17 protein-coding genes are annotated in these 14,543 nt (G+C 68.7%); 10 read left to right on the top strand and 7 right to left on the bottom strand.

Annotation, left to right across the window (positions count from 1 at the left end; translation table 11 throughout):
* Positions 1-2 precede the first annotated feature (2 nt).
* From GVY39_RS08635 to GVY39_RS08650, 4 genes are all read left to right on the top strand, one after another.
* The gene (locus GVY39_RS08635; RefSeq protein ID WP_159922397.1) at positions 3-353 is read left to right on the top strand and encodes a metallopeptidase family protein; all 351 of its coding nucleotides are present in this window, start codon (positions 3-5) and stop codon (positions 351-353) included.
* A 163-nt stretch (positions 354-516) separates the two neighbouring features.
* Entirely contained in the window at positions 517-828 is a 312-nt protein-coding gene (locus GVY39_RS08640; protein ID WP_159922395.1) for a PE domain-containing protein, read from the top strand.
* Between the two features lie 45 nt (positions 829-873).
* Complete coding sequence (locus tag GVY39_RS08645) at positions 874-2,046, top strand: PPE family protein (protein ID WP_159922393.1); 1,173 nt, start codon at positions 874-876, stop codon at positions 2,044-2,046.
* A complete protein-coding gene (locus GVY39_RS08650) occupies positions 2,043-2,870 on the top strand; it encodes an ESX secretion-associated protein EspG (RefSeq protein WP_159922391.1) in 828 nt (275 codons plus the stop codon). Before GVY39_RS08645 ends, GVY39_RS08650 begins: the two co-directional genes overlap by 4 nt.
* Positions 2,871-2,888: 18 nt before the next feature.
* On the opposite strand, the gene GVY39_RS08655 is transcribed toward GVY39_RS08650, so the two are convergent.
* From GVY39_RS08655 to GVY39_RS08665, 3 genes are all read right to left on the bottom strand, one after another.
* Positions 2,889-3,557, bottom strand: a complete 669-nt coding sequence (locus GVY39_RS08655) for a histidine phosphatase family protein (RefSeq protein ID WP_159922389.1) — start codon at positions 3,555-3,557, stop codon at positions 2,889-2,891.
* Positions 3,554-4,468 (bottom strand): prephenate dehydratase, encoded by a 915-nt coding sequence (gene pheA, locus GVY39_RS08660; protein ID WP_159922387.1) that lies wholly within the window; start codon positions 4,466-4,468, stop codon positions 3,554-3,556. The genes GVY39_RS08655 and pheA overlap by 4 nt, the downstream gene beginning before the upstream one ends.
* Before the next feature lie 95 nt (positions 4,469-4,563).
* Complete coding sequence (locus tag GVY39_RS08665) at positions 4,564-4,977, bottom strand: hypothetical protein (RefSeq protein ID WP_159922385.1); 414 nt, start codon at positions 4,975-4,977, stop codon at positions 4,564-4,566.
* Positions 4,978-5,126: 149 nt separating this feature from the next.
* On the opposite strand from GVY39_RS08665, the gene GVY39_RS08670 reads away from it, so the two are divergent.
* Positions 5,127-5,894, top strand: a complete 768-nt coding sequence (locus GVY39_RS08670) for a DUF2470 domain-containing protein (RefSeq protein ID WP_159922383.1) — start codon at positions 5,127-5,129, stop codon at positions 5,892-5,894.
* A gap of 9 nt (positions 5,895-5,903) precedes the next feature.
* Here the strand turns inward: GVY39_RS08670 and GVY39_RS08675 are convergent, their stop codons facing one another.
* Positions 5,904-6,440, bottom strand: coding sequence for a TetR/AcrR family transcriptional regulator (locus GVY39_RS08675; protein WP_159922381.1), 537 nt, complete (start codon positions 6,438-6,440; stop codon positions 5,904-5,906).
* A 133-nt stretch (positions 6,441-6,573) separates the two neighbouring features.
* Between GVY39_RS08675 and GVY39_RS08680 the strand changes: the two genes are divergently transcribed.
* The 5 genes from GVY39_RS08680 to GVY39_RS08700 all read left to right on the top strand — a co-directional run bounded on the left by GVY39_RS08680 (position 6,574) and on the right by GVY39_RS08700 (position 11,372).
* Entirely contained in the window at positions 6,574-7,857 is a 1,284-nt protein-coding gene (locus GVY39_RS08680; protein ID WP_159922379.1) for an oxygenase MpaB family protein, read from the top strand.
* 42 nt (positions 7,858-7,899) lie between these two features.
* The gene (locus tag GVY39_RS08685) at positions 7,900-8,694 is read left to right on the top strand and encodes a CPBP family intramembrane glutamic endopeptidase (protein ID WP_159922377.1); all 795 of its coding nucleotides are present in this window, start codon (positions 7,900-7,902) and stop codon (positions 8,692-8,694) included.
* A 128-nt stretch (positions 8,695-8,822) separates the two neighbouring features.
* The gene (locus GVY39_RS08690; RefSeq protein ID WP_195069836.1) at positions 8,823-10,190 is read left to right on the top strand and encodes an LCP family protein; all 1,368 of its coding nucleotides are present in this window, start codon (positions 8,823-8,825) and stop codon (positions 10,188-10,190) included.
* Positions 10,191-10,200: 10 nt separating this feature from the next.
* Complete coding sequence (locus tag GVY39_RS08695) at positions 10,201-10,752, top strand: ferritin (protein WP_159922375.1); 552 nt, start codon at positions 10,201-10,203, stop codon at positions 10,750-10,752.
* Positions 10,753-10,823: 71 nt separating this feature from the next.
* Positions 10,824-11,372: a ferritin gene (locus GVY39_RS08700; RefSeq protein WP_159922373.1), complete on the top strand. Its 549-nt coding sequence runs from the start codon at positions 10,824-10,826 to the stop codon at positions 11,370-11,372.
* Between the two features lie 232 nt (positions 11,373-11,604).
* Here GVY39_RS08700 and GVY39_RS08705 read toward each other — a convergent pair whose 3' ends face one another.
* The 3 genes from GVY39_RS08705 to GVY39_RS08715 form a co-directional block, all read right to left on the bottom strand.
* Positions 11,605-12,525: a DUF5926 family protein gene (locus GVY39_RS08705; protein WP_159922371.1), complete on the bottom strand. Its 921-nt coding sequence runs from the start codon at positions 12,523-12,525 to the stop codon at positions 11,605-11,607.
* A gap of 195 nt (positions 12,526-12,720) precedes the next feature.
* Positions 12,721-13,488 carry a glycerophosphodiester phosphodiesterase gene (locus tag GVY39_RS08710; protein WP_159922369.1) on the bottom strand — a complete coding sequence of 256 codons (768 nt, stop codon included), beginning with the start codon at positions 13,486-13,488 and terminating at the stop codon, positions 12,721-12,723.
* Entirely contained in the window at positions 13,485-14,543 is a 1,059-nt protein-coding gene (locus GVY39_RS08715) for a DUF4328 domain-containing protein (protein WP_236565347.1), read from the bottom strand. Before GVY39_RS08715 ends, GVY39_RS08710 begins: the two co-directional genes overlap by 4 nt.

A 14,543-nucleotide genomic window follows, 5' to 3' on the forward strand; every position in this document is an offset into this window, starting at 1 on the left:
CGATGCCCGTTTCGATGTCCGCCGACCGGTTCGAGGAATTGGTCGGCGACGCATTGGATCTCATCCCGTCCGAGCTGGCCCGCGCGATCGAGAATGTGGTCGTGCTGATCGAGCCGCGCAATCCGGAGGATCCGCATCTGCTCGGCCTGTATCACGGCATCGCCCTCACCGAACGCGACAGCCAATACGGCGGAGCGCTTCCCGACACCGTGACCATCTACCGCGACGCCATTCTCGAACTCTGCGCCGACGAGTCGCAGGTGGTGGAAGAGGTCGCGATCACCGTGATCCATGAGATCGCACACTATTTCGGCATTGACGAAGACCGCCTGCATCAGCTGGGATGGGGCTAGTCTGAACGAGCTGTATTGCGCGCCCCTGGCGAGGGGTGTGTAATCGGCACGGAGATCGAAAAATTGGGGATTCGATGGAACCGATCGCGTTGCTGTCGCGTCCTATCACTCGAAGGGGGAATTCTCGTGGTTCCGCCCCACAGCCACTAGAAGGAGTCGAGTCATGGTTGGACATGTACTGATCGCACCCGAAGCCATTCTCGCCGCCGCGGCCGAACTCGACCTCGTCGCCGAACGTCTGGCCGCCGCCGCGGCGATCACCGCGCCCGCGACGCACGTGCTGCCCTCCGGCGCCGAGGAGGTCTCCTTCCTCAGCGCGAGCCATTTCAACCAAGGCGCGATGTCGCACGACCGTGCGATCGCGCAGGCGATCCTGGAATGCCACCACGCGGCGGCGACGCTGCGCACGCAGTTGGCCCAGCATGTCGCCGGTGATGTGGTGCGCGCCGCCGGCATCAGCGCCATCCAGGTGTAGTTCGGGCATACAGTTCCATCAGCTGAAGCAGGGGAGAAATCGAACATGGTTGCAGGAGTCACCGGGGTGATCTGGGCTGCGCGCCCGTCGGAGATCAATTCGGCCACCCTTCACGCGGGCGCGCACGCGATTCCGATCTCGGCCGCCGCCACCGCCTGGGGCGGTCTCACCGCCGCCTGGGTCGACGCTACGACGACCGTCGCCAGGGTGATGGCCGAACTCGGCGTCGGAATGCAGGGCATCAACGGTATCGCCGCGCTGAGCAAGCTCACGGGTTTCCTCGGCTGGTCCGAGCAGCAGGGCGTCCAAGCCGCCGCGATGGGCGCGAAGGCCGCGGCGAACGCCACCGCCTACACCGTCGCCTCGCTGGCGATGCCGAGCCCACCCGAGATCGCGGCCGTCAACACCGCCTTGGCCGCGTCGGCGAACCCACCGGGCGTGCTCAGCGGCGCGTTCGAGGTCGCGGAGGTCGCCAGGCACGCCATGGACATCCGAGCCGCGCTGGTCATGGAAACCTACGAGGCCGCGACCAGCGCCATGGTCGCCACGCCTGCCGAGTTCGCGCCGCCGCCGCCGATCGCCAAGGGCGCAGGAACGGCCAGCCCCGAACAGGCGGCGGACACCGCCGGCGAGGTCCCGGCGGATCCGATCCAGGCGGCCGTCGCCGCCACCCAGGCGTTCTTGAGCAACCCCGGCGTGGCGAGCGCTGCCACCCAAGCCGCTCAGGCCGTCGGCTCGATCGCCACCACCGGTGTCTCCACCGTCGGAAATGTCGCAGGCAGCGCGATCGCCGCGGCGACCAGCACCTCCGCGCCTGCCTTCTCCGGTATGGCTCCGATGGCCATGGGCGCCGGGGCGGCGGCCACCGCTGCCGGCGCGGCGACCCGCGCGGTGTCCTTCTCCGGCCTCGGCTCGGCGGCAGGCATCAGCAACGGCTCGCTCAAGCTGCCGGAAGGCTGGGGCTCGAGTGGCACGATCGGTGGCGGCTCCGCTCCGGTGCAGGAAACCGTCGCGGTCAAGGCCGTCGACGCGGCGCCGGTCCGGCCCGCGAACACCGGCAACGGCAACCCCCTGCTCGGTAACCAGGTCCGCAGCGACGAGGACGACGAGACCGAGCACAACGGTCGGGACTACCTGCGGTCGACCGAGCACTTCAACGACGGCCGTCTCACCGCCGATGGAGTCATCGGCGGTGGCTTCAGCGGGACGGGTAGGTGACCGTACTCGGTGCGGGCCGCGGCCCGTCGACGCTCGAGTCGGTCGTCCTGTCGCTCGACGAGATGCAGTTTCTCATCGAGAAACTGCAGATCGAAGTTCCCGTTGTGTTGAACGCTCGGGCACGCTACGACAACGTGACCGATCACCGAGCGGCGATGGACGCGGCCGCCGAGTCGCTCGCGCAGCGGGAGCTGATCCTGGATGGCGCGCTGCACCGCGACTTGGAGAATCGGCTGCGCGCGCTGAACCGGCCTCACTGGATCATCGCGCTGCGGTTGGTCGTCGACGGGTGGGTCAGCCGCTTCTGTCTGGCGAAGGGCGCCGACCTCCCGGTCGTCGCCCTTCGGGGACAGGACTCCTATGTCATCGATGAGGCCGGAATCGATCTGCCCGGTACGGTTCTCGCGGCACTCGGCTACGCCGAGCCGCTCGAGTTGTACGGGATGAACGCTCCGACCGAAGAGCTCGCCACAATCTTCGGCGACACCGGCGACGCCGCGGCCACCGCGCAACGGCTGACGAAGGTCGGCAACCCCACGCACGATGCGAAGACCTTGGCCGCGGCCCTGGTCGAGATCCACTCGTACGCCGAGATCGTCGGGGTGATCTACGGGGACGGCACCCGAGACGTGGCAGACAACCACATCGCCGTCTTCAATACGCGCGCAGGACGATTCATCGCGACCGCGAGCAAGTCCGACGACGGCGTGAAGTGGACGTCACTCAGCAGCGGAACCCCCGCGCGACTGCGCACGGCGGTGCAAGATCTGATCACCTCTTTGCCGGAACGCGAGGATTTCCCGACCAATCCGAAGCTTTCCTGAACCACCGAGCAACCGTCGCTAGCCCATCGGATCGTCGGAGGTCGGCGAGACGTCATATCCGAACGGCGGCGTGAACCGGCCCCAGCGAATGCATTCCCACCCACCATCGGGCATCGGTACCAACTCGATGGTCTCGGTATTGTCCAAGTGATTGTTCGTCGTGAACGGCGGGCGTACATCCGCGAGCGTGCGGCCGACCAGCCGCATGGCGGCGCCGTGAGTGACCACCATCACGTCGCCGTGCCCGTCGTCGTCGGGCGAAAGATAGGTGTCCCGCAATTCGGCGATCGCGGGCAGGAAACGGTCCAAGACGTCCTGCGCGGATTCGCCACCGGGTACCCGAACCGTGAGATCGCCCTCGTGCCAGGCACGGTAGATCCGCTGGAAGGTTCGGTGCGACTCCTCGCTGTGCTGTCCCTCCAGGTCACCGGCCTGTACCTCGTGCAATCCATCGAGCACCATCGCCGCGACACCGGTCGCCGCCTCGATGTAGCTCGCGGTCTGACGCGCACGCAGCGCCGCAGAGGAGAACAACACCTTCGGCGGGCGCAGCAGACCCTCACCGAACGTTTTGGCTTGTGCCGCACCGCGTTCGGTCAGCGGCAATCCGGGAATCCTGGTGTCCAGCAGCTTGGCGACGTTACCTTCGGTCTCTCCGTGCCGGACCAGAATCAACCTGCCGGTCATAGGTCCGCCATCCCCTTTCTCAACTGAATCAACCACTCCGCCGCCGCTTCGTCCGACGGTGGCGGCGTGCCCCCGGCCGAAGTCGCGGGCCAGGACCCGAGATAACGGATCCGCGCGGTGCGGTGCAGCGCCTTGAGCGCCTCGGCCACCGCCGTATCGTCGATGTGCCCGACGCAGTCGAGATAAAAACGGTAGGTGCCCATACCGGTTCGAGTGGGCCGGGACTCGATCCTGGTCAGATCGATGCCGCGCGTGGCGAATTCGGCGAAGGCGCGCATCAGCGAGCCCGGTATGTTCGGCAACTCCAGCACGATCGAGGTGCGGTCGGCTCCTGTGGGAGGCGGCGCCACCGTGGGCCGGGTGCACAGCACGAAACGCGTGATCGCCTGCTCGTGGTCGGCGACCCCGGAGGCCAGTGCGATCAACCCCAGCCGTTCTCCCGCCAGCGCGGTGGAGACCGCGGCATCGGCGTGGCCCGCCACCACGTCTTCGGCGGCCGCGGCGTTGGACGCCGAGATGTAGGACCGCGCCTGCGGCAGGTGTCGCGCGACCCACAGCCGCACCTGGGCGGCGGCCACCGGGTACGCGGCGAGGGTGCGCACATCCGGCAGCGCCGTGCCCGGCTTGCCGAGGATGGTGAAGCTCACCTCGAGTTCGGTCTCGGCCACGATCTGCAGACGCGGGCCGATTGCCAGCGAGTCGAGCGTCGCCGAGATCGAGCCCTCGACGGAACTCTCGATCGGCACCACGGCGCCGTCCGCGTCACCGGAGCGGATCAGGTCCAGCGCGGCCCCTTGGCTGGGCGCGGCAATCCGCTCGACGGGTCCGTCGAAGGCTCCCGAGGATTCGAGTTCTGCGAGGGCCATCTCGGTGAAGGTTCCGGAGGGCCCGAAGTACGCGATTCGCGGCACGGTTACGACATTACTTGCGCACCCGCCCGGCTCCCCACCGATTGCAAGGGCCAAGCCCACGCCCGGTATCTGTTCGACGGCCGCCCGAGCGGCGTTCAGCCTCCGTTGAGCACACGCAACGCGTCGTTCACCTGGTCGCCTGTCTCGGTCTCGACGGCGAGCAGGACGGAGCGGACCGCCTCGACGGCCGCTGGTTTCAGGGAAGTCAGAAAGGCGATATCGGGGTTGCGCAGCGCGGTGCCGATGTCGTCACCGCAGAGGGCGGCGGCCGTGGCCGCGACAATGGCCACCGCGCGCTCGCCGGAGGACGTGCGCGCGACGAAGCCGGTATCGGAGTGGGCCACGTGCGCGAGGAAGTCGGCGATCTCGTTGTCCGCAGCGTCCAGCTCCAGAGTCGGCGCGGCGGGGCTTGCGCCGATGTTGCGAACCAATCCGTCGACCAGACTGCGCCGCGCGGGCGTCGACAACGTCACCAGCACCGGTTCTCCGGATTCCGACCCTTCCGACACGCCCTCACCGTAACAACCCCGACCCAGCCGTCTCGACCCAGTTCGTCGCGCTCGAGTCGATCGGAACGCTTGCGGAAGCGGACAACGTCACTTAGCTTAGGGTAACCTAATCAATACGCTGAAGCGCCGCTCGCTCCACGGAGGTTTGTATGCCGCGTCCGACCCCGACCGTCGCACCGTCCACCGCCGAGCGGGTGCGCAGCGCGTGCGCCCACGCGGAGCAAGCGGTGCTGGCCATGCCGGGCATCGATCCGACACCCGCGTCCGTGCACCACGTACGGCAGTGTGGCGACGCGGTGATCGCCGTGCCGACAGCCTCGGTCGCCGCGCTCCTGGCGGGCAACTCCGGGGAGCAGGGTGCGCCCGCGGTGCTGGAGCTCACCGACCACGCCCCGCTGCCGCTGCGCGAGCCGGTGCGCGCACTGGTCTGGCTGCGCGGCTGGGTGCGCGCGGTGCCCACGCAGGCGCAGCGCGCACTGGCCACCGAGGTGGCCAAGGAGCACCCGCATCCCGCACTGCTCGACATCGGCTTCGGCGCCACCCTGCTGCGGCTGGTGATCGACTCCGCGGTGGTGGCCGACTCGACCGGCGCGGAATCGGTGAGCAGCGAGGAGTTACGGCTGGCCGCGCCGGACCCGTTCTGCGCCATGGAATCCGCGTGGCTACAGCACATGCAGGCCGACCACGCCGACGTCGTCGCCCAGCTGGCCAGGCACCTGCCGCCGCGTCTGCAGCACGGCGTCGTGCACCCGCTGGCCATCGACCGCTACGGACTCACCCTGCGGGTGGAAGGGCACGACGGCGACCACGATTTCCGCCTGCCGTTCAGCGCGCCTGCTGACGACATCGAGGCGCTCAGCCGCGCGGTACGCATGCTGGCCGGCTGCCCGTTCCTCAACGGCCTGCGCCGTATCTGATCCATCGGTTCACGGGCGCAACCAGCCCCCGACCATGGCCGCGGTTTCCTCGACCAGGCGCTCACGGTCCAGGTGCGCGGGCGGGTCGAGCCCGATCCGCAGGCTGCTGGCCAGGCCGACGCTGACCATGACGTACGCCTTCACGTCGAGTTCGTCGTCGGGCAGCGGTCCGAGCAGATGCAGCAGGTAAGCCCTGGTCAGCACGAGCAGTCGCCGTTCCAGCTCGCCGAAGCCGAGCCGGTCCAGCGACGCCCGCGCGGCCAGGGCGCGCACCAGCGCGCGACGCTCGATCAGCGCGTGCACGATGCCGCGCAGGCTGAGCGCGAACGACTCGCCCGGGTCCAGCGAGAGCCCGGTGAGCACCGCGGCGGTGAACTGCTCCTCCAGCTCGGCGAGCAACCGGGTGCGCAACTCCGCGAGGATCTCCTCTTTGTCGGCGAAGTACCGGTAGAGCGAACCGATGCTCATACCGGCGTGGGCCGCGATCCGGTTGGTCGAGGTGTTGTCGACGCCGCGCTCGGCGAAAAGCTGAGTAGCGGAGTGCAATATGCGATCGCGAGTTTCTCTAGCTCGCTCTTGTTTCGGGCTTTTTCGCCGGATATCACCCTCTGCGGACATCAGCGGGTTCTTGGTCGAAAAGCGAGTAGAAGGTGAGCATTCGCTCATTTTAGGCTGAGTCATGGCTCAGGACAGCACGGCGCCCGCGACGATCGCCGCCGTCCCCGACGGCACCGTTCCCACCGAATTCCGCTACTGGGATCAACTCGGCGACCCGCGCGTCCAACGAGCGCGCAAGCTGTGGCGCGCCGTTTTCCGGTTCGACCCGCAACCGTCCGAGGAACTGGTCCAGCGTTTCGCCGCCGCCTACTACCAGGCCGATCCGGTCGCCGAGGCATTCGTCGACGAGGTCTACCTCGGGCCGATCGGACCGAAAGCGGGGCGGGCCATGCTGGACCGAGCGCTCGCGCACGGAGTCGCCGCGGTCCCGGACGCGCCCGCCTCACTGATCCGGCTGTTCGGAGAGTTCGAGACCCCGCCCGCGTGGCTCGACCTCGCCGCGGTGGAGCACGGCGCGAAGGTGTTCCGACGCTGGGGCACTTCGGTATTCAGCTTCGCGACGACCAGCACGTTGGAGATGTACTCGGAGAGTTCGATCACCAAACCGCTGTCCTACACCGGCGGCTACGCCGGGGATCGGGCGCACAAACGGCAGATGGAGACGGTTCGTTTCTGGATCGACGTCTCCGAGCCGGGCGGGTTGGCGCCCGGCGCCCGCGGCAGGCAGACAGCCATGCGCGTGCGGATCATGCACGTGTTCATCCGGCGCAAGCTGATGCAGCGGCCGGAATGGGATCACGCGGCGTGGGGCGTGCCGATCAGCGTGGGCGACGCGACGTTGACGCTGATGGCGGGCAGCCTGGTGCCCGGCCTCGCGCTGTGGAGCGTGGGTCATCAGACCACGATCCGCGAGATCGAGGCGACCCTGCACTTCTGGCGTTATGTCGGTCACCTGCTCGGCGTCCAGCCGGACTGGTATCCGGCGAACTTTCGCGAATCCGTGCAGTTGATGTTCGCCGCGTTCGTCAAGCGAGCCCGCACCGCCGGATCGGACGGCGCGGAACTGGTCGAGTCGTACCTACCCGCCTTCGCGCCGAAGACGAACACGCCGTGGCGCAAGCGAATCCGCGACGAGATCAACTACCGGATGCAGATCGGCTATACGGCATTCTGGCTGCCGCCCGCGACCTATCGCAGTCACCGCATGCCCCGGCGCTTCCCTTGGGTGCTGCATCCGATCGCGCAGTGGCCGGTGTTGTTCGCGCTGGAGACCGCACGCAGACTGGTGCCCGGTCTCGACCAGCTGGCCGACCGGGTCCAGCGATCGCGGCGCGAGACGTGGTACCGCAACGAAGTGGGCGACACCGACGCCGAGTTCCGGCCGGTGGAGGGGTTCCGACGCTGACGCGCCGCACACCGCGCCGGACGGGCGCAATAGATTCGACCCATGCGCGCGGAGTCCGATGCCCAGTGGGACGAGGCCGAGCCGACGGATCGGCAACGGCTGGCGATCAAACTCGAGATCGCCGTGGTGCTGCTGGTCACGTTCGGGCTCAGTGGACTCGGTGCCGCGCTCTCGCTGGTGGAGAGCGCGCTGGCCCCGGGCGGGGTCGGCGGTCGAACGGTCGCGCTGAACCCCTCTCGATCCACGCAGTCCACCATCGACCTGTTGTTCCAGCTGCTCAGCGTGCTGCGCCTGGTGGGGTGGGCGGCGCTGGGCCTGTATCTGCTGTGGCGCGGCGGCCTCGGACCGCGGCTGATCGGGCTGGCGAACCGGATTCGCTGGCGCGCGGACGTACTGCCCGGCGCGGCGCTCGCCGCGCTCATCGGATTGCCGGGATTGGGGTTGTACCTCGTTGCCCACGCCCTGGGCATCAGCGTGACGATCGTGCCCGCCTCGCTCGGCGACTACTGGTGGCGGCTGCCCGCCCTGATCCTCTCGGCCTGCGCGAACGCCTTGGCCGAGGAGATCATCGTGGTGGCGTTCCTGCTCACTCGGCTGCGTCAGCTCGGCTGGTCGGCGAACTCGGCATTGCTGACCTCCGCCCTGCTGCGCGGCAGCTACCACCTGTATCAGGGACTGGGCGGCGGCCTGGGAAATTTTGTGATGGGCGTCATATTCGGACGCTATTGGCAGCGTTCGAACCGGCTGTGGCCGCTGGTTCTCGCGCACGCGACCATCGACGCGGTCGCCTACATCGGTTACACCGTTCTGCGCGGCCATGTTTCATGGCTCCCGTGACGCAACTGTGCCCTCCGGAACGCTAACGGTCCGGTGCGGTCGGCGAATTACGAAGCAGCGCCGTTTCCGCGTGCGCCCGGTGTCCACATGCGGCACCTCACAACGGCCGGATAAGTAGAGTCACAGTGATGAATGGCGACGACCCCCAGCGCAACGCGCGTACGCGCCGGATGCCGCCGCCCGGCAGGCCCGGTGAACCTCCGATGCCCCGCCGCATGCCCCCTCCGGCATCCGGTGGCCCGCCGCAGATCGAGCCCACTCAGGTCATGCGGCGCGACGGAACGGCCGGCCCCCACGCACACCCGCTGGCATATTCGCAGGTGCCCCCCGAACCGCCACGACGCATGCCGCCGCCTGCCCCGGCCCGCAGGCACGCCCCTACCCAGCGCCCGGTTCCGCATCAGGAAGGTCCGCCCCACGCCCGCACCCAGCGGCCGGTCCGCTACGACGGCGGGCCGCCCCACGCACCGACCCGCGAACCGCGCCCGTATCGCGAAGGCCCGCCGCCGGTGCCGCCGCGCGGGGCGCGCCCGGCTCGGGCGCCACGACCGCGCCGCAAGCGCCACCCCTTCCGCTGGTTCCTGGTGATCGTGCTGGTCCTGGTGCTCGCCGCCGTCGGCGCCGTCATCAAGCTGGACAACTCGCTCAACCGCATCCCCGCGCTCGCGAACTACGCCCAGCGCGTCGGCGACACCCCCGGCACGAACTGGCTGCTGGTGGGCTCCGACGGCCGCGGCGGCCTGTCCCCCGAGCAAGAGCGGGAACTCGCCACCGGCGGCGAGGTCGGCCCCGAGCGCACCGACACGATCATGCTCGTGCATGTGCCGAAATCGGGCAAGACCACCCTGGTCAGCCTGCCGCGCGACTCGTACGTCAGCATTCCGGGCCAGGGCAAGGACAAGCTGAACGCCGCGTTCGCCATCGGCGGCCCCGCGCTGCTGGTGCAGACCGTGGAGATCGCCACGGGCCTGCGCATCGACCATTACGCGCAGATCGGCTTCGGTGGCTTCGCCAGCGTGGTCGACACGCTCGGCGGCATCGACGTCTGCGTCCCGAAGCCCATCGACGACCCGCTCGCCGGCATCGACCTGCCCGCGGGCTGCCAGCGCCTCAACGGCCCGCAGGCCCTCGGTTTCGTCCGCAGCCGCGCGACCGCGCTCGCCGATCTGGACCGGATGAACAACCAGCGGATCTTCATGGCCGCCCTGCTGAAGAAGGCCACCAGCGGCGCCACCCTGGCCAATCCCTTCAAGCTCTGGCCGCTGGCCTCCGACACCGCCAAGTCGCTGAAGGTCGACAACGGCGACCACATCTGGCACCTCGGCGGGCTGGGCTGGGCGCTGCGGGGCGAGACCGTCGCCACGGCGGTGCCGGTCGGCGGATTCGACGACACCGCCAGCGGCAATGTCGTGCTGTGGGACAAGGAGAAGGCGAGCCGGTTCTTCGACGCGCTGGCCGACGACCGCGCCATCCCGGAGGATCTGCTGACGCGGTAGCGTCTGTGCCATGCCGGACACCGACGATGCCGACGAGTCCTTCCCCGACTTGCTGCGCACGCAGATCCGTCACGGATTCACCACTGCCCAGCAATATCTCGCCGCCGCCGTGTACTTCGACTCACGCCGGCTGCCGCAGCTGGCCGGGCACGCCTACGCCAGGTCCCGCGAGCATCACGGCAACACGCTGCGCATGGTGCAGTACCTGCTCGACCGGGACCTCCCGGTGCGGATCGGCGGGTTGGGCGAGATCGAATCGACCTTCGAAAGCCCGCGCGGCGCAGTCGCTGTGCTGCTGCGAATCGAGCAGGCCCGCAGCACTCAGATCGGTGATCTGGCTCGTGCTGCCCGCACCTCCGGCGACTATCTGGGCGAACGATTCATCCGGTGGTTCCTCGAGGAACAAGTCAAGAGCGTTGCCGGGATGACCACACTGCTGGCTGTCCTGGACCGCGCCGACGGGCAGTTGTTCGACGTCGAGGAGTTCGTGGCCCGCGAGATGCGGACGCGGCCGCGCACCGATATCCCGGCGCCGAAAATGGCTGGAACAGCGCGGAATTAATTAGGCAACACTAGCCTCAATAAGGCTGCACTTGGATGACACGCGACTTGACCAGCGCTAATGTCGATGCCATGTCAAGCCATCCGGAATCCCCACGCAGCAAATTCCATAGCCTGTTGCACGATCAGATTCGGCACGAATTCAATGCCGAGCATCAGTACATCGCGATTGCGGTGTGGTTCGACAATGCCGATCTGCCGCAGCTGGCCAAGCGGTTCTACAAGCAGGCGGTCGAAGAGCGCAATCACGCGATGATGATCGTGCAGTACTTCCTGGACCGGGATATCAGCATCGAGATCTCCGGTATCGACGCCGCGAAATCGCGGTTCGAGACTGCCAGGGAGCCGATCGCGCTGGCGCTCGCCCAGGAGAAGACGGTCACCGAACAGATCATCCAGCTGGCGAGCACGGCTCGAGAAGAAGGCGACTACCTCGGTGAACAGTTCATGCAATGGTTCCTGAAGGAACAGGTCGAGGAAGTCGCGAACATGACCACCCTCCTCACGATCGCCGATCGCGCGGGGTCGAACCTGTTCGACTTGGAGGATTTCGTCGCCCGGGAAATGAGCGGCCCGAGCGATGCCTCCGGTGCGCCTTCGGTGGCAGGCGGCTCCGTCTGACGGAAATCGCCGAAATACCGATAGGCCCGGTTTCCGCCACGGAACCGGGCCTATCGCTATTCATGGTTGCTATCGGCGTCGAGTCGATCCGCGGCATCGCGACGACGGTTTCGCCACATTACGCAGCAGTTCGGTGAGTCTTCCCTAAGTTCCAGCAGTATCGGCGGCAATCGCAATACGGATCAGCTGCCGAGGACGCAGAAGTTTCTCACGTAATGCCGGGGATCGCGACTCAGCGCAAAGTGACCTGACGCGACCGCAAGCCGTCGCGGGAGCGCCGCTCCTCGGCCGTCAACGGCGCGTCGACGGCCAGCGCCTCGGACAGGCGCGCACCGAATTCGGCCGCGGGTTTCACCCATTCGTCGGGGTGCCGCTCGTGGTCCAGGTCGAACACCGGGACCAGCACGCCGTGCGTGCGGAACGACCCGGCGAAGCGGGAACCCTCACCCAGATGCAGACCGCCCGCGGCGTGCACGCGAGCGAGCGCCAGCATGAGCGCGTCCTCGTCCTCGGGGCGCACCCAGCGGATATGCGCCTTCTCCCCCGCGTCCACCCACCAGGCGGCGCCGATCGCGTCCGCGTCCAGCCCGAGCCGCGCCGAAGGCATGATCGCCTGCTTGGCCTGCTCGATGGTGGCGGCGACCTGCGGGTCGGGCTCGACGCCCGCGGGCACCCACCAGTCGAAGTCCTGGTGGACGGTCAGCTCCAGGCTCGCCGCGGGATCGATGACATCGGCCAGCCGCGGACCGCCCGCGACGCTCTCCACGGAGGTCAGCGAATCACCGGGCTCGGCGGACTGGGTCCACAGGATCGCCGCGGCCAGGTCGGCGGCCGGGTCCGCGCCCTGGAACTGCACCTGCGCGCCGACGTAGCCGCTGGGCTCGTCACCGGCGCGCACCAGCGCGGCCACCGCGCCGGGCAGCACCGTGCCGAGCACGACCGGGCGCTCGGCCGCGATCGCGGGCGACAGCGTCAGCTGCGCGGTGGCCGACGGAACGAATTCGCGCAGCGCGACCAGATCGCACTCCGCGGCCAAGCCCTCGAACGGACGCGTGACGGCCTGCGCCGCCTGCTCCTGCGCCGCTCGCCGCTCGGCGAGACGCTGCGCCCGGTTTCCGCCGGGCTTAGGACTGTTGCGCTTGCTTTTACCCACGAGGGGTCAACCTACACCTGTGTTCGTTCCTCCAGCGCCTGTGGCGCTGGGTGTTCGCGGCCATTATGGCTCGCGTGGAATCGACCGCCGTCGGCGACTTCAGCGCGGACGCGGCGGGCACTCGGGGCAGCTGTTATCGCGTGCGGTGGTGGTCGACTGCGGGTAAGCCTCGACAGAGAGTCACCCGGATCCGGTTCAGGCAGCGGGGAGCAGCGACTTGGTACGGCCGGGATGGTTGGTGGCGATCCAGCTGACACCGAGGTCGGCGCACAGTTGGACGTCGTGCGGATCATCGACGGTCCAGCAGTAGGTGGCACGGCCCGCGGCGGCGGCCTTGTCGACCAACTCGGGGTGCTCACGCAAGGTCTTCACCGAGGGGCCGACGGCGGTCGCGCCGACAGTGGTGGCGGCCGACCCGCCCAGGTAGCGCGACGACTCACCGAGCAGAACGGTGGGCAGCAGCGGCGCGGCGCGGCGAATGCGCCAAACCGCCGTGGCGGCGAACGACATCACGACCGCGCGGGAATGGTCGGCCGAGGCGGGGGTGGCGATGCCGAACCGCTGGAGCTCGGCGAGCAGTTTGTTCTCGACCAGCGCGCCGTATCGGACCGGGTGCTTGGTCTCGATGAACAGTTTGGTCGGCCTGCTGCGCCAGTCCAGCACCAGGCCGATCAACTCGCTGAGGGTCAGCACCGAGGCGGGCGCGCCGTCGGAGCCGAAGTCGAGGGCCCGCAGTTCCTCCAGCGTCATCTCGCTGACCAGCCCGCTGCCCGAGGAGGTCCGGTCGACGGTGCGATCGTGCACGCACACCAGATGCCCGTCCCTGGTCAGCCGGACATCGCATTCGACGCCGTCGGCGCCTTCCTGGAGCGCCAGCTCGTAGGCGGCGAGCGTGTGCTCGGGACGCGCCGCCGAGGCGCCTCGATGCGCGACGACGAATGGCGCGCGACTGCCGTGGCTCACTTGGCCATGACCTCCTTCTGCTCACGGTCCTCAGCACCGTTGTCCTCGTGCGTCGCGGCGTCCAGCTCGGCGCGCGCCGGTTCGGCCGCGGTTTCCCGTCCGCCGGGATGCACCGGCTCGATCACCGGCACGGCCGGATCGACCGCGATCAACCAGCGGCGCGTGGACCGGGTACGACCGAGCAGGTCACGTCCCTCGATCGTGCGCAGCACCCAGAGGGTCAGGAGCGCGACCGCCGCGGCGACCGCGTCGGTGAAGGCGGTGAACAGCACGCCGTCGGCCTTGGCCTGCAACGAATCCGCGGAACGCCACAGCAGCGCGGCGGCCGCGAGGAGGCCGCTGAACGCCCAGGCGGCCCACCAGATCCGGATAGCACCGCGCGCACGGGGGTCGCCTTGGAGCGCGGCCACTTCGCTCAGGAAGATTCCCGGCCACACCAGGTTCACCACCGGGACCAGGCACCCGGCCGCGAGCGCTCGCGGCGAACGCGGGTCGCGCCGCCCGGCGGCGGCGTAGGCCGACCGCCTGATCTCGATCAACCTTCCGACCGTGGCCAACGCAGCCAGCAGCGCGAGCACGATCCCGAGCACCGCGGTGCCGATCACGAACGCGTCCGAGGCGAAGAGCGCGGCGGGGTGGATCAGGCGCGTCCGGTTGTGCAACAAGACCGCGTAGCGCACCAGTTCTGCGACAGCCGCGAGTGCGAACACGCACACTGTCGCGAGGAGCAGTCCGGTCACCGAGTCGGTCAGTTTGCCGAGCGGACGGCGTACCGCGCCCTTGGCTTGCGGGGGCGGATCGATCAGACCCCAGCGCGGGATCTGCGTGTACCGGGGCGTCCGGCTCTGCGTGATCGTCGGGGCGGGCGGTTGCGCTCGGCGGCCGCGGTGGTCGGGTTTGCGCGCCACCCAGCGGTAGTTGCGGCGGGCGGCGGGCGCGTCGATCGGCGCGGGCGAAAGGAGCACGCCGCGGCAACGCGGGCACCAGTGCATCGGCGCCCCTTGCACGGCCCAGCGCGCACCGCAACGCGCACAAGGTTGCACCACCGTACTCAC

The sequence above is a fragment of the Nocardia sp. CY15 genome (genome assembly GCF_009829295.1).
GTDB classification, from domain to species: domain Bacteria; phylum Actinomycetota; class Actinomycetes; order Mycobacteriales; family Mycobacteriaceae; genus Nocardia; species Nocardia sputi.